Annotated in this window: 13 protein-coding genes; 9 read left to right on the top strand and 4 right to left on the bottom strand. The window is 64.8% G+C overall.

The genetic code is table 11. The features are described 5' to 3' along the window. Nucleotides 1-13: 13 nt before the first annotated feature. The 4 genes from QD208_RS04980 to QD208_RS04965 all read right to left on the bottom strand — a co-directional run bounded on the left by QD208_RS04980 (nt 14) and on the right by QD208_RS04965 (nt 4,706). Nucleotides 14-2,488: a YjbH domain-containing protein gene (locus tag QD208_RS04980; RefSeq protein ID WP_279835974.1), complete on the bottom strand. Its 2,475-nt coding sequence runs from the start codon at nt 2,486-2,488 to the stop codon at nt 14-16. Between the two features lie 99 nt (nt 2,489-2,587). Next, complete coding sequence (locus QD208_RS04975) at nt 2,588-3,484, bottom strand: hypothetical protein (protein ID WP_279835973.1); 897 nt, start codon at nt 3,482-3,484, stop codon at nt 2,588-2,590. After that, nucleotides 3,478-4,266, bottom strand: coding sequence for a YjbF family lipoprotein (locus tag QD208_RS04970; protein ID WP_279835972.1), 789 nt, complete (start codon nt 4,264-4,266; stop codon nt 3,478-3,480). The genes QD208_RS04975 and QD208_RS04970 overlap by 7 nt, the downstream gene beginning before the upstream one ends. Continuing rightward, complete coding sequence (locus QD208_RS04965; protein ID WP_279835971.1) at nt 4,266-4,706, bottom strand: hypothetical protein; 441 nt, start codon at nt 4,704-4,706, stop codon at nt 4,266-4,268. Before QD208_RS04965 ends, QD208_RS04970 begins: the two co-directional genes overlap by 1 nt. 1,457 nt (nt 4,707-6,163) lie before the next feature. Between QD208_RS04965 and QD208_RS04960 the strand changes: the two genes are divergently transcribed. The 9 genes from QD208_RS04960 (at nt 6,164) to QD208_RS04920 (ending at nt 18,394) form a co-directional block, all read left to right on the top strand. After that, nucleotides 6,164-7,363: a polysaccharide export protein gene (locus tag QD208_RS04960; RefSeq protein WP_279835968.1), complete on the top strand. Its 1,200-nt coding sequence runs from the start codon at nt 6,164-6,166 to the stop codon at nt 7,361-7,363. A 73-nt stretch (nt 7,364-7,436) separates the two neighbouring features. Continuing rightward, a complete protein-coding gene (locus QD208_RS04955) occupies nt 7,437-9,800 on the top strand; it encodes a GNVR domain-containing protein (protein ID WP_279835967.1) in 2,364 nt (787 codons plus the stop codon). 198 nt (nt 9,801-9,998) lie between these two features. Next, entirely contained in the window at nt 9,999-11,294 is a 1,296-nt protein-coding gene (locus QD208_RS04950; RefSeq protein ID WP_279835966.1) for a sugar transferase, read from the top strand. Between the two features lie 2 nt (nt 11,295-11,296). Then, entirely contained in the window at nt 11,297-12,364 is a 1,068-nt protein-coding gene (locus QD208_RS04945; protein ID WP_279835965.1) for an EpsG family protein, read from the top strand. Beyond that, entirely contained in the window at nt 12,361-13,767 is a 1,407-nt protein-coding gene (locus QD208_RS04940) for a hypothetical protein (RefSeq protein ID WP_279835964.1), read from the top strand. Before QD208_RS04945 ends, QD208_RS04940 begins: the two co-directional genes overlap by 4 nt. Nucleotides 13,768-13,918: 151 nt before the next feature. Further along, on the top strand, nt 13,919-15,436 hold the full coding sequence (locus tag QD208_RS04935) for a polysaccharide pyruvyl transferase family protein (protein ID WP_279835963.1): 1,518 nt from the start codon (nt 13,919-13,921) through the stop codon (nt 15,434-15,436). Nucleotide 15,437: 1 nt separating this feature from the next. Further along, the gene (locus QD208_RS04930) at nt 15,438-16,712 is read left to right on the top strand and encodes a glycosyltransferase (RefSeq protein WP_279835961.1); all 1,275 of its coding nucleotides are present in this window, start codon (nt 15,438-15,440) and stop codon (nt 16,710-16,712) included. Continuing rightward, entirely contained in the window at nt 16,705-17,460 is a 756-nt protein-coding gene (locus QD208_RS04925) for a glycosyltransferase family 2 protein (protein ID WP_043334128.1), read from the top strand. The genes QD208_RS04930 and QD208_RS04925 overlap by 8 nt, the downstream gene beginning before the upstream one ends. Next, nucleotides 17,444-18,394: a glycosyltransferase family A protein gene (locus QD208_RS04920; protein ID WP_279835958.1), complete on the top strand. Its 951-nt coding sequence runs from the start codon at nt 17,444-17,446 to the stop codon at nt 18,392-18,394. Before QD208_RS04925 ends, QD208_RS04920 begins: the two co-directional genes overlap by 17 nt. Nucleotides 18,395-18,649: the final 255 nt, after the last annotated feature.

Below are 18,649 nucleotides of genomic sequence, written 5' to 3'. Positions count from 1 at the left end.
ACTCACGCGCGGATTACTTGTAGACCTTGTCGATGCCTTCCCAGTAAGTCTCGGGATCACGATCGCGCGTCATGTCATACAGCTGATAGCGGCGGTTGAGGCGTGCGCCACCATCGCGGGTCAGAGGTGCCCAGGCAAAGCCGGTGCTGCCCTTGCTGGAGGTGGTGAAGAAGGCATCCAGCGGGATGCTGACGTAGAGCCCCTTGTCGAAGCTACCCTCGCCGTAGTCATCGCCGGCATCGGTCAGGGTCGCCCAGGCGCCGACGCTGACCCCGTTGGAGAAGCTGCGCGACAGGTCCAGCGTCGCACCGACATCGCCGGCCAGATAGCGCCCCACCGAGCCCTTGACCAGCACATCGTGCCAGCCGGACTGCCAGTAGGCGGTGGCGTGACCGGTGGTGACCGAGTAGTCACGCAGGCCGAATTGCTGGTCGAACTCGCGCTGGCGGACGCGATTGATGTCCAGCCCCAGCGCCAGCGAGCTGTTCATCGGGCGATAGAGCAGCTCGGCACCGACCCCGGCATACATCATCTCGAGAATGCCGCCGTAGGCCTGGGCGTACCAGTCGCGCCCGAATTGATGGGTGCGGTTGTACTGCAGGCTGGTGATGCCCAGGTCGGTTTCCTTGATGTACTCCCCGACGTAGGTACGTACGCGCGGCAGCTCGGAATCGGCGATGTACTCGTAGCTGTCGAAGTTGTCGGCGAGCTGATAGGTCGCCACGCCGGTGAACCAGCCATTGCGGTCGGTGCGCCACAGGGCGTCCAGCTGCAGGTTGAGCTGATAGAGGTAGCCATCGGGACCGCCGAAGTTCTGCTTGAGGCTCGGCGAGAAGCCCCAGCTGAAGCCGAACGGCTCGCGTGCCAGCTTGACGCCATCCCCTGTCGCCTGGCGTGCCGCGTCATCGGCGCTATCGGACGAGGTGGCACGGGGCGAGGCGGCATGGGCGGTGATGGAGTGCTCGTATTCGGCGCCGAAGCGACGGTCATTGGCGGCGGCCACGAAGGGTTGGCGCGGATGCTCATCTTCGCGCAGCGCCAGACCATTGCTGCTCAGACGATAGCGGAAGGTGGTGATCTCGGCGGGCAGGCGGTTGTGCAGCACGCGGTTGGCGCGGCCTTCGGCCTGCAGGTCATCACGGAAGCGCGTCGCCTCGGCCTCGACGATCAGGGTGTCGCCCTCGACCCGCAGCTGTGACACCTCAAGTCCGCTCTGGGCACGCAGGGTATCGGCCAGCGCGTCCCAGTCGACGTCGGCAAGACGCGGGAGATCTTCTGCCTGCGGGCCATCAGTCGCGCCCGGCTCGAGCGGGGAGTCCGCGGGCGCGCCGCCGAACGAGTCGAGTGTCAGCAGACGGCCTTGCTGATCCTTATTCGCTGATGGCTCTCTGTTCGCTGACGGCTCTTCATGGGCTGACGGCTCTGCCGCCACGCCTGCCGGTTGGGCGGCGCTGGCGGCGCTGGCGGAGGGCGCTGTGCCCGAGGAGGCGTTCGCGTTGAGCGAGCGCACGCGGAAGGCTTCGGGTGTCTGGTCGTTGCGATAACGGCTGTGGGTGCTGGGGGTGACCGCTTCCGGCGTGCCGTCGTCCTTGGCCTGGGCGAGCCCGGCCAGATTGGTCGACAGCGACAGCCCCAGCATGGCGGTGTTGCCTCGCTCCCAGCCGCCATGCAGCGACAGGTTGTCATTGACCTTGACGGTCGCGCCCAGATTGACCGGCGAGTCCTGCTCGATCTCCACCGTCAGTGGCTCGTCGGAATAGTCGTTGCCTTCGTATTCCAGCATCAGGGTCAGCGGATCCCAGGGCGTCTGGTATTCGATGCCGCCGAAGACGGCCGGGCTGCCGCTGAACATGCTGCCGAGCTGGAAGTCGCCGCCGTCATCGCTGGTCGAGTCGCTGCGCGTCTCGAGACTGCTTCTCACCACTGCCAGCGGATTGCTGAAGTCGCCACGCGTGCCCAGATAGCCCCAGCCGAGGCCCAGGCTGAAGTCGAGGTCGCCGTAGCGCTTGCTGGCGACCAGGTACCCGGAACTGAACAGGCCCGTACCGCCGAGATCTCGCAGGCCCACCGCGACTTCGGGCTGATAGCGGCCTTCCTGCAGGAGGCGGAACTTGGTGTCGAAGGATTTATCCAGGTAGTCGCGGTCCGGGGCGGCCGCGCCATAGCTGACGGTTTCCACCGAGACATAGCGAAAGCCCAGCTCCATCCAGTCGAAGGGCGCCGCGTTGACGCTGAAGCGCTTGTAGGGCTGGGTGCGGCTGTAGGTGAAGCTCAATTCGCCCTGGGGCGCAAAACGCGCCGTGGGCGTCTGCATCAGGCCCACGCCACCGAAGTCGCTCTGGGATTCGCCGGTCGCCGCATGGGCGATCTGCGCACCCAGCAATCCGCCCGCCATGCCGAGTGCCAGCCAGCCATTGCGTGCCAGGGTAGGGCGCTGCTCGGGGCTTGAGTGCGTAACGTGATTGGCAGGGCGAAAAGGACTCGACATGGGCGTCTCGCATGCACGCAAGCCAGGGGCTCACGTACGTGAATAAGGGATTGGGTTCGCGGTCAGGCGCAGTGTGCTGCGCCGGGGCAGCCTCGACGGCTAGCGCGGGGGTGTCGGCAGCTTCGCGGCGTCCAGCTGCCAGCTCTGGCAGGCATGGCCCGGCAGGCGGCTGGCAAGCCAGGCCGGTAGCGCCTCGTTCACCCACTGCTGCGCGGTGTCGATGCCCGGCGTGCTGATCACTACGCTGGTGCCGGGGGCAACGGGCAGGTCGGCGTCGCCGCTGGTTAGACGATTCCAGCTCGCCACCGGGCGGGTCAGTACCTGGCCCTGCGGCGTCACCAGGCTGACCTCGACGGCTGGCCCGATACCGCCGGCAGCGGCGCGCTCGTCGATCAGCGCGTCAAGACTGAGATTCGGCGTCCACTTGCGCTCGTGAACGCCGGTGGCGTCCAGAATCACCACGCTGCGCGGCGCCTGACAGGCACCGACCACCATGCCCGGGGCGATGCGGATCGCCTGCGGGCCGTCGCGCATGTCGCGGCGCGGGTCGAGCTGACCCGGCAGGCGCGCCACCACGGCGTCAGTGTCCGGCGCGCGGCCCTGCTCGACATAGGCCTGCCAGGCCTGCAACGCCTCGGCGTAACGCGCCTGAGGGCTGTCGTCCTTCGCGCCGACGGCGTAGCGCGCCGCGATCAGCTCGAGCTCGGCGCTGACGCGGTTGGCCCGCGCGGCCATCTGCTGGCGAATCAGCGGCGTGCTGACGAAGCTGTAGCGCCAATCCAGCGCCTTTGACGGCGCCAGGCCATCCCATTGCGCCTGCAGCACCTGACTGGCCAGCGGCGTGCTCGCGGCGCTGAACGGCAGCGGGGTGTCATCGGCGCTCCCCAGGGGCGCGGCCAGCAGTGCGCTCAGTCCCAGTGGCAGCAGGAGGGCGGCACTGTTCAGGCGGGCCAGTGCTGACAGACGGGCCAGCGATGAGAAGACGGGGATCACCATGCCTTGGCGACCTCCCAACCGAACCGCGGGCCATCTGGCCAGGCCGTCATGTCGGCCGCCCAGACGCGATTCTCGTCGCGCCACAGGTCATTGCGCGTGGTGCTGCCGTCGTCCCAGCTCAGAATCTCGCGGCAGTGCTGCAGCGGCAGTTCTGCCAGCGGCAGCGAATAGGGGGCGGCGGCCTCGCATTCGAGTCGCGCCGTGGCCTCGTGTACCTGCATCACGGCGACGTCGTCCTGGCGCTGGCTGCCGGTGGAGGCGGCATCCTGACGCTCCAGCCGACGCGGGTAGGGGGACAGCGCACTGACACTGACCTGATAGGTCGTGCCACTGGCCATCAACCAGGCCGGACGCGCCAGAGCGCGCCCGGTAGTACTTTGCTCACGCCTGTCTGCCACATCACGCGCAAAGCCTGAAGTGGCGGACAGGACGCCATCGCGCAATTCGAGGATGCCGCGGTCGCGACTCTCGAAACGCGCGATGCGCCCATTGCCTTCCAGCGTCGCCAGAACCACCAGCGCGGTGCTGTTGGCATGCTTCAGCTTGAGAGAGGCATAGGGCAGCTCGCTGGCACGTGTGGCGTCAAACTCGTCCTTGCCCATCACGTCACCGAGCGAACTCGAGACGATCTGGGCGCAGCCGGAAAGCGACACCAGACACGCGAGGGTGCCGAATGCCGCCAACGACCTGCTGCGCAGAGCACGGGAGACCACCGAGGTAGCCGCCGTGCCCCGCGCAGGGCTTGAGAACGTGAAGCGTTGCGTCGCACGTGCCGTCTTCATCAGCGAGTCCCGGTCGAACCAGTGGTGCCGGTTGTCCCGGTGGTACCGGTCGTGCCGGTGCCGCCGCCGACGGTGCCGGTGGCCGCACCTGCAGCGACGCTGCCGCTGCTGGCGCTCGGCGTCACGCTGCCGGTGGCATTCTGGCTGGCAGTACCGGTGCCGGCTGCGCTACCTGTCGGCACAGTGCCGGTCGTGCCAGTGGTGCCGGTAGTTCCAGTCGTGCCGGTGGTGCCGGTGGTGCCGGTGGTGCCGGTGGTACCGGTCGTACCAGTCGTGCCGGTAGTCCCAGTCGTGCCGGTAGTCCCGGTAGTGCCAGTCGTGCCGGTCGTACCGGTGGTGCCAGTCGCACCCTGAGGCGCTTCTTCTTCCGCGATGGCATTGCCAGCGAGAAGCAGGGCACCTGTCAGGCCGATGATGGCTCCGAGATGTGTCTTGCGCATGGATAACTCTCCTTGATGAGCATTGTCGGCGGTCAGCCGACCAGGGAGGGATGTCAGACCACGGCGTGATGACTCAAGGACTGAGGCATCGGCGTCGAGGCTGCCAGCAGATGCTGGCGATCATCCAACCTGCTGCTGAAGATATCGATAGAGGAGAAGAGCGCCGTCCCTGACACCATCCCTGGCATCCTCCGTGGCGCGACCTCGTCCTGAGGTGTTCCTGTCATGACCGTATTCCCTGGTCATGCGCCTGCCGAAATTCATCGTTGCGCCTTGCTGTCTGCGTCTGACAGTCCTGTCAGGTGTCAGCCGTTGAGCGGTTGATGCAGGAAGTCCTTCTCCACACAGACACAAAGCCGATGAGTCGTGGCAAAGCGAGGCTCATGTTAACGAGAATATGTGAACTGTCTAGCGTGAAGCCTTGCGTATTATTCGCGTTGATCGCTTGAGGATTATTTATGTAAAAAAGAGTAATTGGGGTGTGGATGATTGGCGACGTGACTGTCGATGTTCCACCGGGCGCTACGCCAGACGGGGCCCGCGTGGCGACTGGAATCCTGCGCTTGAGTGTGTCGCATTGCCGACGAAATGGGACTTGGGGTGTCTGTCATCGGCAACGCGTCTTTCGTGGAAGTGGCGACATCGAGCGTACTTGCGGCGCTACAAACCAATGTTTTTATTGGATTTTTGTAACAGAGCGCTGATTGGCGGGAGACGTGTATCAGGTAAAATGCACGGCAGACAGGGTTTGGTCACCTTGCCAAAAACGCCACGAATGGCGTGATCCAATGCACGGCGATGCCACGGCATTGGCATTACTGATTCATCGGCAGATCCTCTGGCAGCTCCATGGGTCGTGGGCTGCGGTCGAAAGAGGTGTGCCGCATTTCGGTAAAAAAACTACAGAAAGTTCGCTCTGCAATGGCGCTGAAGATATTGCCCAAATGACAGCAAGAGTGGCATGAAGGCCGCCATGCAGAGAGTGGTGTCAGAGCCGCAAGTGGAAAGCACATTGAATGTACCTGCCGTCTGTGCATCGTCGGTTGCGGTTCAGGGTCGTGTTTCGTACATCTTGAGCGATGCGCCTACCCTTTGACTGGGGATGACGGCGGGATATGACAAGCCATGTGCATGATTCATATGGCGGAAATATCGCTGTAAGCGTTGCGGATCACACTGGCGCAGCGTGAATGAGATCGCAGCAGCCAGTCGAAAAACGCCAGTCGCAAGTCGCAAGACGCAAGACGCCGAGACCGCCAGGGTCCGGTACCTAAATGCACGAGGGCCCACCCTCGGCAGCCGCGTGACAGCCAGGCAAGGCCGGCGACACGCATGACGCAGCAGGAACTGAAGACGTTATCGAATCCATCCCGGCGGCCATGTGCGGCGGGGGAAGGCGCGATGATCATGGCACTGGGGTGCCGGGTCATCGGGCCTGTCGACTCAACGGACTTCAGATGAAAAATGCACTGATAGCACGACTTCTGGGCGCCAGCTTGAGCATCGGCGCCCTCACCGGGCTCGCCGGGTGCGTCTTCGCCCCCGGTGGCAACATCGACTACGACACCAGCGCTGCGCCGGTGGACGACATCGTCGATGTGGAACCGATCACCTTTGGCCTGATCAAGGCCCAGGCGCGCGCAGACGCCGAATCACGCCAGTCCAGTGGCGATGACAAGCAGCGTCGTGAGCTTGAAAAGGCGCTGGCCCAGGAGCTCAACAGCAGCACGCGCGCCAGTCTGGCACCGGACTATCAGTACCGTGTCGGCCCCGGCGACATCCTGACCATCATCGTCTATGACCATCCCGAGCTGACCTTGCCGACGGGTTCCGAGCGCAGTGCGCAGGAAGCCGGCAACGTCGTGCACGCCGATGGCACGCTGTTCTATCCCTATGTCGGTCGCGTCAAGGTCAGTGGCATGACGCTGGACCAGATTCGCCGTGATCTCGGCGAGAAGTTGCAGCCCTATCTCAACGCGCCGCAGATCGACGTCAAGGTCGCCGCCTTCCGCAGTCAGAAGGTGCGGATCACCGGCGAGGTCCTGTCTCCCGGCGTGCAACCGATCAGCGATGTGCCGCTGAGCCTGCTGGACGCCATCGCGGCGGCGGGCGGTCTGTCCGAAGACGCCGATTGGCACAACGTGGTGCTCAAGCGCAATGGCGAAGAGACCACCATCTCCCTCTATGAGCTGCTGGCCGAGCGCAATGGCGCCAACGATGAGGCAGGCAATGACCGCCTGCTCAAGGATGGCGACACCCTCTACGTGCCGGACGTCGGTACCCAGAAGGTGTTCGTGATGGGCGAGGTGGACAAGTCCATCAGCCTGCCGCTGGGCAGAAGCCCGATCTCGCTGACCGATGCCATCGCGCGTGCCGGCGGCATCAAGGAAAACTCCGCCGATGCGTCGGGCATCTTCGTCATCCGTCGTGATCGTGAAGACCCCGAGAAGCTGGCCACCGTCTATCAGCTGGATGCGCGCAATTCCACGGCGCTGATTCTGGGCGCGGACTTCGGCCTCAAGCCGCAGGACGTCGTCTATGTCACCGCCGCACCGGTCTCGCGCTGGAACCGTGTGATTACCCAGCTGCTGCCGACGGTGAGTTCCATCTACTACAGCACCGAAATCCAGGACAACCTCGATACCCTCGGCCAGTAAGGCGAGGGGTCGTCAAGGCGTCCCTGCCCGGCACCGCCGTGGCCGGGCAGGACACCAGGAGAGTGACCCAACGATGTCGAACCGCAATTCCCACACCACGCGTCAGGCCTCGGCCAGCGAGTCGTCAAGCGTGCCCGCGCGCACCAGTCTTGATCTCGGCCGCATGCTGGGCCAGCTGTATGACAGCCGTCTGACGCTGGCGCTGATCACCGGCACCTTCACCGTGCTGGCGGTGCTCTACGCGCTGCTGGCCACTCCGATCTACAAGGCCGATGCGCTGGTGCAGGTCGAGGAGGGCGGCGGCAACATGAACCCGCTGCGTGATGTCTCCAGCCTGCTGCGTGGCGAGGCGCCGCCGTCCGAGTCCGAGATCCAGATCATCACCTCACGCCTGGTGCTGGGCGAAACGGTCAAGAAGGAGCAGCTGGATCTGGTGGTCAAGCCGTATCAGTACCCGCTGATCGGCACCTTCCTGCGCACCCACGAATTCGCGCGTCCGAGCTGGCTTGCCGGCTCCAGCATGGTCTGGGCCGGCGAGTCGATCGACGTGGCCAGCCTCGAAGTGCCGGCGGCCTGGGACGATGTGCCGCTGACGCTGGTGTCGCTGGGAGAGGGCGGTGAGTACGAATTGCAGTACGACGGCGATGCGCTGGGCACCGGTGTGGTCGGCGAAGCCTCGCGCTTCGATGGCCCGCTGGGCGAGGTGACGCTCAAGGTCAGCGCACTGGACGCGGCCAGGGGCGCTGAATTCACGCTGATGCATCAGTCGACCCTGGAAGCGACCAACGCGCTGCGTTCGCGCTTCGCGGTGGCTGAGATGGGCAAGGAAACCGGTGTGCTGGGCCTGGCGCTGGTCGGCGAAGACCCGCTGCGCACCCAGCAGACCCTGCAGCGCATCACCGATACCTACCAGCAGCAGAACATCGAGCGTCAGTCCGCCGAAGCCGAGAAGTCGCTCGAGTTTCTCAAGAAGCAGGTGCCGACGGTGCGTGAGCGCCTCGAAGTGGCCGAGAACCGTCTCAATGCCTATCGCGGCAAGAGCGATAGCGTGAATCTGGATCTCGAGACCAAGTCGGTGCTCGAGCAGCTGGTCAATATCGACAATCAGATCAACGAGACCCAGCTGGAAGAAGCGGAGCTGTCCGGCAAGTTCAATCCCAGTCACCCCAACTACGTGGCGCTGCGCAAGAAGCGTGCGGACCTGCAGCAGACCCGCAAGGAGCTGGAGAAGCAGGTCGGTGACTTGCCGGACACCCAGCAGGAAATCCTGCGTCTGGAGCGTGAAGTCGAGGTCAATCAGCAGATCTACGTGCAGCTGCTCAACAAGACCCAGGAAATGAACATCGCCCAGGCCAGCACCATCGGCAATATCCGCATTCTGGACGAGGCCGTCGCACAGCCACATCCGATCAGCCCGCGCAAGGCGATGATCGTGGTGATCGCGACCCTGCTGGGCGGCATGCTCGGGGTGGTCTTCGTGCTGCTGCGCTCCATGCTGCATCGCGGTATCGAGACGCCGTCGGAGCTTTCTGACCTGGGCCTCAATGTCCACGCGACCCTGCCGCTCTCCGAAGAGCAGGCACGCCTCAACCGTCGTCTGGCGCGTGGCTTCAAGCGCTTCACCGGTCGCGGTGTCGCCACAGCGGCCAATGACAATGTCGCGCCGGGACTGTTGGCGATCCGCAATCCGGCGGATCTCTCCATCGAGGGTCTGCGTGGTCTGCGCACCAGCCTGCACTTCGCGATGATGGAAGCCCCCGACAATCGCCTGATGATCTGTGGCCCGAGCCCGGGCATCGGCAAGAGCTTCGTGTCCGCCAACCTGGCCGCCGTCTGTGCCCAGGCCGGCAATCGGGTGCTGGTCATCGATGCCGACATGCGCCGTGGCCATGTCCACCAGAGCATGGCGGGTGTCCAGCACAGCGACGCCGCGCCGGGCCTGAGCGACTTCCTGCTCGGCAAGGCCGACCGCGACAGCATCGTGCGTGGCATCACCGATCCGAGTCTGGCGATGTCCGAGACCGCCGCTGCGGCGCTTGGCGAAGTGGTGGCCGCCAATGGCGCGCCGAGCAACCTGTGCTACGTGGCGCGCGGTACTACGCCCTCCAATCCGTCGGAGCTGCTGCTGCAGTCACGCTTCAGCGACCTGCTGACGTGGGCCAGCGCCCACTTCGACATGGTCATCGTCGATACGCCGCCGATTCTGGCCGTCACCGATGCCGCCATCATCGGCAAGCAGTGCGGTGTCAGCGTGATGGTGACGCGCTTCATGCATAACTCGCCCAAGGAAATCGAAGCGGCGCTGGAGCGCTTCGCCTCCAGTGGCGTGCACGTCGATGGCGCGATTCTCAATGCCGTCGAGCGCAAGGCCACCACGACCTACAGCTACGGCTACAGCTATCACGATTATCAGTACCAGGGTGGCGCCAAGGGTTAGCGGCCACTTGCATCAGAGCCCGCGAACCCGATGTCCGAGACTGCGTGCCTCGTTGGCAGTGGGGATCGGCAGTCGAGGCGAGAGCCGAGGCAGTACGGGTGAAGCATCGGGTAGCACGCCGTCGAGCGACGGCACCAGCGGCTCCGAGCGTGATGAACGGAACCACAACACGAACGCAAGCCAAGGGGGTAACGGCATATGAATACCACGACGAACCATGCAAGCTCCGGGCTGGAAGGGCGTCAGCGCCACTCCCGCATGTACGAGCGACTGATGTTCAACTCGCTGTGTCAGGCCATCGTCGGTCTGATTCTGGCAGTGGGTGTCCCGCTGCTGCTGATCAATGGCCTGCGCCCGTGGGTCAGCGAGATGCGCATGCACAGTGTCATCGCCGCCAGCGGCGGCTTCCTGCTCGCATTGCAGGCGATTCGTCACATGTCGCGCTACCCCGGCGCCAAGGCCTTCGCCTACGTGCTGCCGGCCATCACCATCAGCTATCTGCTGGCGATGAGCGTGCTGATCGCGCTGGATCTGCGCTTCAGCCGCCTCGTGCTCGGCAGCTCGTGGCTGGCGGCGATGCTGATCTGCTCCATCGGCTTCTGGGCCGAGCAGCGCACCCGCATCCGCAAGCTGGCCGTGGTGCCCTTCGGTGACTATCGCAGCCTGTTCACCACCCGTGGGGCACGCTGGAACCTGATGCGCGCGCCGGACCTCGGCGAAGAGCGCTACAACGGCGTGGTCGCCGACCTGGAAGCCGAGATGCCGGCAGAATGGCAGCGTTTCCTGGCCAACTGCGTGCTGCATCGCATCCCGGTCTATGACGCCAGCGAAGTCCGCGAGTCGCTGACCGGTCGTGTCGAGCTCGATCAGGTGCGTGAGAACAGCTTCGGTCAGCTGGCCCCCAACAGTGAATATGAGCTGTTCAAGCGTCTGTTCGACATGCTGGCCGTGCTCGCCGTGGCACCGTTCGTGCTGCCGATCTGCCTGGTGACCGCCGTGCTGATCCGCCTCGATTCGCCGGGTGGCGTGTTCTTCGTCCAGGAACGTGTCGGCCAGGGTGGTCGTCCGTATCGCATGTTCAAGTTCCGCAGCATGTGCCACGACAGCGAGAAGACCGGCGCCCAGTTCGCCCAGGCCTATGACATGCGCGTGACCCGCATCGGTCGCGTGATCCGCAAGACCCGCATCGATGAGCTGCCGCAGTTCATCAACGTGCTCAAGGGCGAGATGAGCCTGATCGGCCCGCGTCCGGAGCAGGTCAAGTTCGTGAATGAATTCGCCGAACAGATTCCGTTCTACAACTACCGTCACGTGGTGCGTCCGGGCATCACCGGCTGGGCGCAGGTCACTCAGGGCTATGCCTCTGACGCCGACGAGACCCGCGAGAAGCTCGAGCACGACTTCTACTACATCAAGCGCTTCTCCGTGTGGCTCGACCTGCTGATCGTCGGCCGTACCATCAAGACCATGCTGACCGGCTTCGGGGCACGCTGAGCATGCTGACCGTCAGTGGCTATTACGTCGGCTTCATGGCCCTGCTGGTGGCAATCCTGCCGCTGGCCGCCAACGAGCGCACCCGCATGGTGGGTGCCTGGTTGGCCGGTGGGCTGTGTCTGGCGTTCATGGCATTGCGTTACGACGCAGGGTACGACTACTTCTCGTACCGCCAGATGGCCACCTGGCAGGTCGACCTGAGCTTTCTCGAGCCCGCACCTGCTGCCCTGGCACGCATGGCGCGGGCCTGGGGCGAGCCGCAGCTGTTCTTCATCATTACCGCCATCCTCTACGTGTCCTGTTTCGTCTCGGCACTGGTGATGAGCCGTCGCAATCTGGCCTGGTGCCTGCTGTTCTTCGTCTGTCTGCCGCTGATCTATCTGTCGGCCTTCGGGTTCGTGAAGCAGCACGTGGCGATTGCGCTGTTCATGCTGGCGATGGCGTGTCTGGAGCGCGGCATGCGGCTGCCCGCGCTGGTGCTGATGCTCGTCGGCACCAGCTTCCACTACACCCTGGCACTGTATCTGCCCCTGCTGGTGATCTATCCGCTGCTGCGTCGTGCCTACCCGTTCTGGCTCTACCTGGGGCTGCTGCCACTGTGTTTCGTGGCCGGGCCGCTGGCCAAGAGCGTACTCAGTGCGCTGGGCCTCTATGCGCATTATTTCGAGGATTTCTCCGGCGGTGGCGAGAAGCTCTACGTCATCTACCTGTTGATCTGCCTGGGCACCCTGGTGCTGTGGAAGCATTTCCGCCTGTCACTGGACCCCTGGGCCTTCAACCTGATGTTCATCGGCGTGGCGCTCTATACCCTGTTCATCACCTACGGTGAGCATGTGGCACGTGCCAGCTATTATTTCCTGCCGTTCGCCATCTTCGTCATCTGTGACGTGATCGAGCATTTCCGCGACAAGCTGTTGCCCAGCCTGATCAGCGGCGTGCTGATGATGGCGCTGTTTTTCATGTCGCTGAAGGTGGCGGCCGGCAATCAGGACCACGATTTCTTGAACAACTACGAGTTCTATTTCCTCAGCGATGAAGCCCTGGTCGTCGGCAACGGAGGCCAGTCATGAGCGAAGCGCTGATCTTCTCGCTGTTCAATCTGATGGCGCGCGGCCTGTCCTCCGCCGCGGGCCTGCTGCTGGCGCGTGCCGTGGCGCCGGAGGCCTTCGGTGAATACGCGCTGGCCCTCAACTACGCGGTATTGCTGGGCGTACTGGCGCGCATGGGCGGCAACGAGGTGTTGCTGGTCACCCGCGACGGCGCCAGCGCGTCGGCACTGCGCCGCTGGATGGGCGTCGGCATCTCGCTGTATGCCTTGCTGGCGATCGGCTTCGCCGTCGGCATCGCGCCGCTGCTGGGCCTGTCGGCCTTCATCTTCGCTTTCTGTGCGCTGCGCGCCGCGGCGGAGCAGGTCGGCCTGCAGATGATCAACTCGCGCTTGCAGCGTCAGGAGCGCCTGGGTCGCGTCAATCTGATGACGGTGCTGATCTCGCTGGCGGTGGCGATCGCCGTCGCCTGCGCCGCTGGGCCGGCGCTCTATCATCAGGGCGTCGAGCTTGTGACCGGCGCCGAGTTCAGCGCTGACCTGACCACCCCCGCTGGCATGTTCGGCCTGGCGCCGGTGCCGACCTTCGTGATGGTCAGCGCCATCGCGCTGGTCATCGTGATGGTGCTGGGCATGTGGCTGTCGCGTGATGCGCTAGCGGATGCCCGGGCCGAGGCCGACGCGGCGGCGGGCCATGAGGGCGCGGACCAAGAGGGCGCGGGCCAAGAGGGTGCAGGCCAGCGTCGCCTGCCGAGCAAGGCGGATTTCGCGCGCGGTCGCGGCTTTCTCTACAACAACCTGATGTCGTTCGCCTACCTGCAGGCCTGGGTGATTCTGGCCGGGCTCGCCTTTGCGCCCGCTCAGGTGGCCAGTGTCTCGGTGGTGACCTCCATCGTGTTCGCGCTCTATGTCTTCCCCACCAGCCTGTATCGCTACTACCTGCCCAAGCTGACCCACGGCGATGCGCGCCTCAAGGAGTACCTGGTCATCGCCAGTGGCTTCGCGCTGCCGGTGGCGGGGGGACTGGCGCTGATCGCGCCGTGGCTGGCGGAACACTTCCTGAGCGGCGCCTACCCGCGCCTGACCCTGACGCTGCGCGCCTTCGCGCTGGTCTATCTGGTGCACGCCTTCGTCACCTGCGCCTTCACGCGCCTGGCCGCGCTGCGCCTCAACGGCAAGCGCCTGCTGTGCCAGAGCACCGGCGCCACCCTGGTGGTCGGCGGGGGCCTTGCGATCGCGGCGCTCAATCACTCGCTGGGCAACGCGTCCGGCGACACCGGCAGCCTTCTGGGCGTCGATCTCTACAGCCTCTTCCTGTGTGTGCCGGTCGCCGCCGAAGTGGTGATGCTGGCGATGGCGATCCTCTTCCAGCCATCACTTTCCCGCGGTGGCAAGGCACACGAAGACAACGCTGCGGCGAGTGCCTGAGCCTGACCGGGCTTCACGAGCGCAGCAGGAATCGGAAGGTCAGCATCTGTGCCTTCCGGTTGATGACATGACGGCGATGCCGGGCATGTAGACACAGCCCTCAGGCATCGCGCGTTCGAATCGCGACATTACGGACAGAAGGACGAACAGCATGGCCAAGATATGCATGACGCACGGATGGCATGACGACAACAAGGGCGACTCCGCCATCCTGATGGGCACCATCGACTTCCTCGATCAGCTGATCGATGCCGAACAGGGCCGCAGCGATGTCTCCGGTGCCGGTGTGGCCAAGGCCGAAGGCCACCGCATCGACATCCTGCCCATCGATGATCAGGTGTTCGCCACCGAGCGCGGCCCGTTCCGCCATATCCGTCGCCGCTACCGTGAACGCGTCACCGTCGGCCAGCCGCTGATGCCGCCGATGCGTGACAAGCTGCGTTTCGTGACCTCGCTGCTCGGCCTGGGCGCCAAGATGATGTTCGGCAAGCAGGGCAAGAGTGGCAACGACATCATCGACGCCGCGGACCTGGTGGTCGTCAAGGGCGGCCATATCTTCCACAACGGCAGCTTCAAGAAGACGCTGTCCTCGTGGCTGGCGCTGATCGGCTATCTGGCGCCGGTGATGCTGGCCCGCAAGGCCGGCAAGCGCGTCTTGCTGCTGGGTCACTCCTTCGGCCCGTTCAAGACCCCGGCCCAGGAGCGCTTCTTCCTGCGCACCCTGAGCGATTGCCTGGTGGTCTCGCGTGAGGAAATCACCCACGCCATGACCCAGAAGGCCGACCCGAAGCTGCCGCACGCGCTGCTGGGCACTGACATGGCCTTCGCCATGGCACCGCGCGCCAGTGACGAGCATGCCGCGGTCAAGGCGCCGAATGGCGTGGCCTCGCCGTATGCCGTGATCACCCTGCGCGACTGGTGGGGCCTGGATCAGCAAGCCTTCGCCGAGCGTGTCGAGGTGCTGTCGCGCTCACTGCTGGAATCCCGCGAGCGTCTGGGCATCGAGCGCCTGCTGGTGGTGCCGCACGTGCTGGGCCCGACCGATATCGAGAATGACCAGCGCATCTCCCAGCTGGTGTTCGATCATCTGCAGAAGGCCTTGGCCACGGCGGACGGTGAAGACCTCGCCACGCGTATCGAGCTGGTGCAGGGCGACCCGAGCCCGGATGCGTTGGTCGATCTCTACCGCGATGCCCGGTTCCTGGTCGGCACCCGCTTCCACTCGGTCATCTTCGCGCTGATGTCCGGCACGCCGGTCTACGCGCTGTCCTACTGCGGGCCCAAGGCGCCGGGTATCATGCGTGACTTCGGTCTCGGCGACAGCGTTCAGGACATCGAGAACTTCGACCCGGCGCGCATCGTGGCCGATATCGAACAGTTGGTCGCCGACAAGGCCTTCCCGGCGCTGGCCGAGAAGGTCATCGCCGAGAAACTGGCCATCACCGCCGACATCACGCGCGACTTCCTGCGTCGTGCACCGGGACGTGCCGGCGTCTGGGGTCAGCGTGAGCTGAAGCTCAATGACACTGCCTTCCCGGCACCGGTGGCGCCCAAGCCAGCTGCTGCCGAGGCGGCCGCGCCGGACGCTGCCATGGCCGCGGATGCGCCTGCCGGCGACAACAGCGCGACTGCCGCTCATGACAGCGAGCCTGTCGTGCGAGGAGCCTGATATGGCACATGTCGCTCTGTTGATTCAGGACATCAGTGCCTGTGGTGGCGTCGAGAAGGTGATGCATGGTCTGGCGCGAGACCTGAGCGCCAGCCACCGGGTCACGCTGGTCTCGGTGCGCGAAGGCGAGCCCTACTGGGGGCGTCTGGAGGGTGTCGAATATCGCACCCTCGGGCTGCCCGCCACCGGCACGCGCCAGAACTTCCGCCATTGGGTGACGCATCTGCGTCGCCTGATGCTGGAGGAGCGGATCGAGGTGATGGTCAGCGGCTACTTCGCCTTCCATCTGGCGGCGCAGCTGGCGGCACGCGGCACCGGTGGCGTCGATGGCGAGGGGCGTCCGCGTCCGCGCACGCGCATCATCGCCCAGGAGCACAGCGCCTATCATCACGACCGCCGTGCCAAGCGCATCGTCAAGCAGCTGGCCTATCGCCACCTCGACGTGCTGCAGGTGCTCAATGAGGTCGATGCCGAATGCTGGCGTCGCCGCGGCCTCACGCCGACGGTGATTCCCAATTATCTGGATGACCAGCAGGCGGACGAGGCACGCAGCGGCTGCGAGCATCAGGTCGATGTGGTGATGGTCGGGCGTCTGGCGCCGATCAAGCGCCTCGATCTGGCGATTCGTGCCTTCGCGGATTCGGGCTATCGTCGCGGTCGCCTGGTGGTGGTCGGTGACGGCCCGGAGCGTGAACGCCTGCTGGCGCTATGCAACGAGCTGGGACTGCGCGTCTTCCAGGGCGCCAACGACAGCACAGTGCCTGCCGGCACTCAGGTGCTGTTCACCGGCGCGCTCAGGAACGTCTCCCACGAGCTGCGGCGTGCACGCCTGTTGCTGCTGACCTCGGAGCGCGAATGTCTGCCGATGAACGTGATCGAGGCCAAGCGTGAAGGGCTGCCGTGCCTGTCGCGCCCGGTGCGTTCCGGCCCGCTGGCGCTGATCGAGCATGGCCGTGACGGGATGCTCAGCGCGGAGCCGGATGGCAGTGAGGATGCCGCCATCATCGCGGAGCTGGCCCACGAGCTGGCGCGCCTCGAGTTCGATGACGAGCTTCTGCTGCGCCTCTCAAGCGGTGCCTGGCAGAGCTTTGATCGCTACAGCGCACACGCGGTGCTGCCGCAATATCAGCGTCTGATCTCGCGTCTTGCGCCGCCGACGCCCGGCGATGCGGCGACTACCGAGCAGGCGCGTCAGGACTCATCCGCAGACACGTGCCCAGACACACACTCGCGTCGCGTTCAGCGACAGCCGCTTGAGGAGAAGGCCCATGGCTGATGTCTCCGTCATCATGCCCAACTACGGCTATGACCGCCGCCTGCACGCCGCCGTCGACTCGGTACTGGCCCAGAGCGAGCCGGTACGCGAGATCCTGATCAGCGACGATGCCTCGCCGGATGGCGCCGCCAGTCGTCTGCGTGACGACTTCGCGGCGCTGGACACCGCTGGCGTCGAGATCCGCGTGCTGGAAACCGACACCAACGGTGGCCCGGGCCGGGCACGCAACCGTGCCATCGCCGAGGCCAAGGGCCGCTATATCGCCTTTCTGGATGCCGACGATGCCTGGCTGCCCGAGAAGATCGAACGCCAGATCGCCTTCATGCAGGACACCGGCGCCGGGCTTTCCTACACCGGCTACGAGATGGTCGACGAGCAGGGCGAGCACGTCTCGTACTTCGCGCCGCCCGAGCGCCTGACGCGTGACGACATGCTGCGCTCCAACTCCATCGGCTGCCTGACCGCCATCTATGACGCCGGTCGTTATGGGCGCTTCTACATGCCGACGATCCGCAAGCGTCAGGACCTGGCGCTGTGGCTGATCATCATCGGTCAGCTGGGCCCGGCGCAGGGCATGCCGGAACCGCTGGCGCGCTATACGCGTCGCGAGAGCAGCGTGTCGTCCAACAAGTTCAAGGCCGCCGCCTATCAGTGGCGCCTGTATCGTGAGGTGCTGGGGATGGATGTGATCAGCGCCAGTCGCAACTTTGTCCATTACGCGGTGAACGGTTATGCAAAACATCGTTGAACAGGGTGTCGCGGCGTCCGCGACACCTTCCACCGAGTCCACGGCGGCTTCCCGCCATGCCGATGCAAGCGCGCAGCCGACCCTCGGTTCGCGCCCGCGCGTGCTGGTCGGGGCACGTCAGGTGGATGACAGCGCGCGTCGTCAGGTGCCGGAGCTGACCTTCCTGATCTCGACCCTGGATGACGGCCTCTACAGCGTGCCGCGCCATGATGCGCTGCCCGGGGCGCGCTTTTTGATCGTGCATCAGCTGTCAGACCCTGCAAGCCGCGAGCAATATCGCGAGTACGCGCTGGCCAATTTCGATAGCCGTTTCGAGTACCTGGCGATCGACGGGCGGGGGCTGTCGAAGAGTCGCAACACGGCGCTGGCCGCCTGTGCCACGCGCTACGCCTATGTGCTGGATGACGACATCGAGCTGCATCCCCAGGCAGTCGCGCTGGTGATGGAAGCCTTCACCTGCACCGAAGCGGCCGCGATCAGCTTCCCCCACGTCAAGGCCTTCCCGCTGCATGAGCGAGACCCGGATCGGCCCGCGCCGCCGGTGTCCTTCAAGACCCACAGCCTGATGTCACTGGCGCGCGTGCGCTCGGTCGACATGGCGCTGGATCTCTGCCAGTTCCATGCACGCTTCGATGAGCAGTTCGGTCTGGGCACCGATCAACCCTCCGGCGAGGAGTTCATCGTGCTGAGCGATGCGCGTCGTCAGGGCGCGCGTCTGATGCGTGCCAATCTGGGCATCGTCGCTCATGCGGGGGTCACCTCCGGCAGCGACTTCTACAGCACGCCGGCCAAGGCGCGCACCAAGGGGCGCATGTTTGCCCGCGCCACCGGCAGTCGTTTCTCGCCGTTGTCATTGGCCTTTTTCCTGCGCAAGGCGCCGTTCGCCATGAAGCATGGCCACCTGGCGACCTTCGCGAAGCATTACTTTCGCTGATGGCAGCCGCGCCGCTGATGGCTCTCATTGACTGACGGTTCTGATTTGATGACGGCTCTAGCGCGAAGGAATGGCCGCCCATGAGGTGGCCATTGCCGCCCGGGTAGTCAATTGATCAAGCGGCATATCAGGGAAGTTGCGACAGGCAGGATCAGAAAGATAAGTCACAAGTTATATAGGGTCATGTTTTGGATCATATTGCGCCCGACAGGATGACTTTTCACGAAGTTGCTTTATAACAGAGCCACACTTCGG

Source organism: Cobetia sp. 29-18-1 (genome assembly GCF_029846405.1).
Lineage (GTDB): Bacteria > Pseudomonadota > Gammaproteobacteria > Pseudomonadales > Halomonadaceae > Cobetia > Cobetia amphilecti.
The sequence above is the reverse complement of the archived record's forward strand: the minus strand, read 5'-3'. Positions and strand labels throughout refer to the sequence as shown.

Bases quoted from the DNA above. Each gene is read 5' to 3' on its own strand.
- QD208_RS04975 (WP_279835973.1), bottom strand. From the start codon at position 3,484: ATGGTGATCCCCGTCTTCTCATCGCTGGCCCGTCTGTCAGCACTGGCC.
- QD208_RS04965 (WP_279835971.1), bottom strand. From the start codon at position 4,706: ATGCGCAAGACACATCTCGGAGCCATCATCGGCCTGACAGGTGCCCTG.
- QD208_RS04960 (WP_279835968.1), top strand. From the start codon at position 6,164: ATGAAAAATGCACTGATAGCACGACTTCTGGGCGCCAGCTTGAGCATC.
- QD208_RS04930 (WP_279835961.1), top strand. From the start codon at position 15,438: ATGGCACATGTCGCTCTGTTGATTCAGGACATCAGTGCCTGTGGTGGC.
- QD208_RS04980 (WP_279835974.1), bottom strand. From the start codon at position 2,488: ATGTCGAGTCCTTTTCGCCCTGCCAATCACGTTACGCACTCAAGCCCC.
- QD208_RS04955 (WP_279835967.1), top strand. From the start codon at position 7,437: ATGTCGAACCGCAATTCCCACACCACGCGTCAGGCCTCGGCCAGCGAG.
- QD208_RS04925 (WP_043334128.1), top strand. From the start codon at position 16,705: ATGGCTGATGTCTCCGTCATCATGCCCAACTACGGCTATGACCGCCGC.
- QD208_RS04950 (WP_279835966.1), top strand. From the start codon at position 9,999: ATGAATACCACGACGAACCATGCAAGCTCCGGGCTGGAAGGGCGTCAG.
- QD208_RS04935 (WP_279835963.1), top strand. From the start codon at position 13,919: ATGGCCAAGATATGCATGACGCACGGATGGCATGACGACAACAAGGGC.
- QD208_RS04920 (WP_279835958.1), top strand. From the start codon at position 17,444: ATGCAAAACATCGTTGAACAGGGTGTCGCGGCGTCCGCGACACCTTCC.
- QD208_RS04970 (WP_279835972.1), bottom strand. From the start codon at position 4,266: ATGAAGACGGCACGTGCGACGCAACGCTTCACGTTCTCAAGCCCTGCG.
- QD208_RS04945 (WP_279835965.1), top strand. From the start codon at position 11,297: ATGCTGACCGTCAGTGGCTATTACGTCGGCTTCATGGCCCTGCTGGTG.
- QD208_RS04940 (WP_279835964.1), top strand. From the start codon at position 12,361: ATGAGCGAAGCGCTGATCTTCTCGCTGTTCAATCTGATGGCGCGCGGC.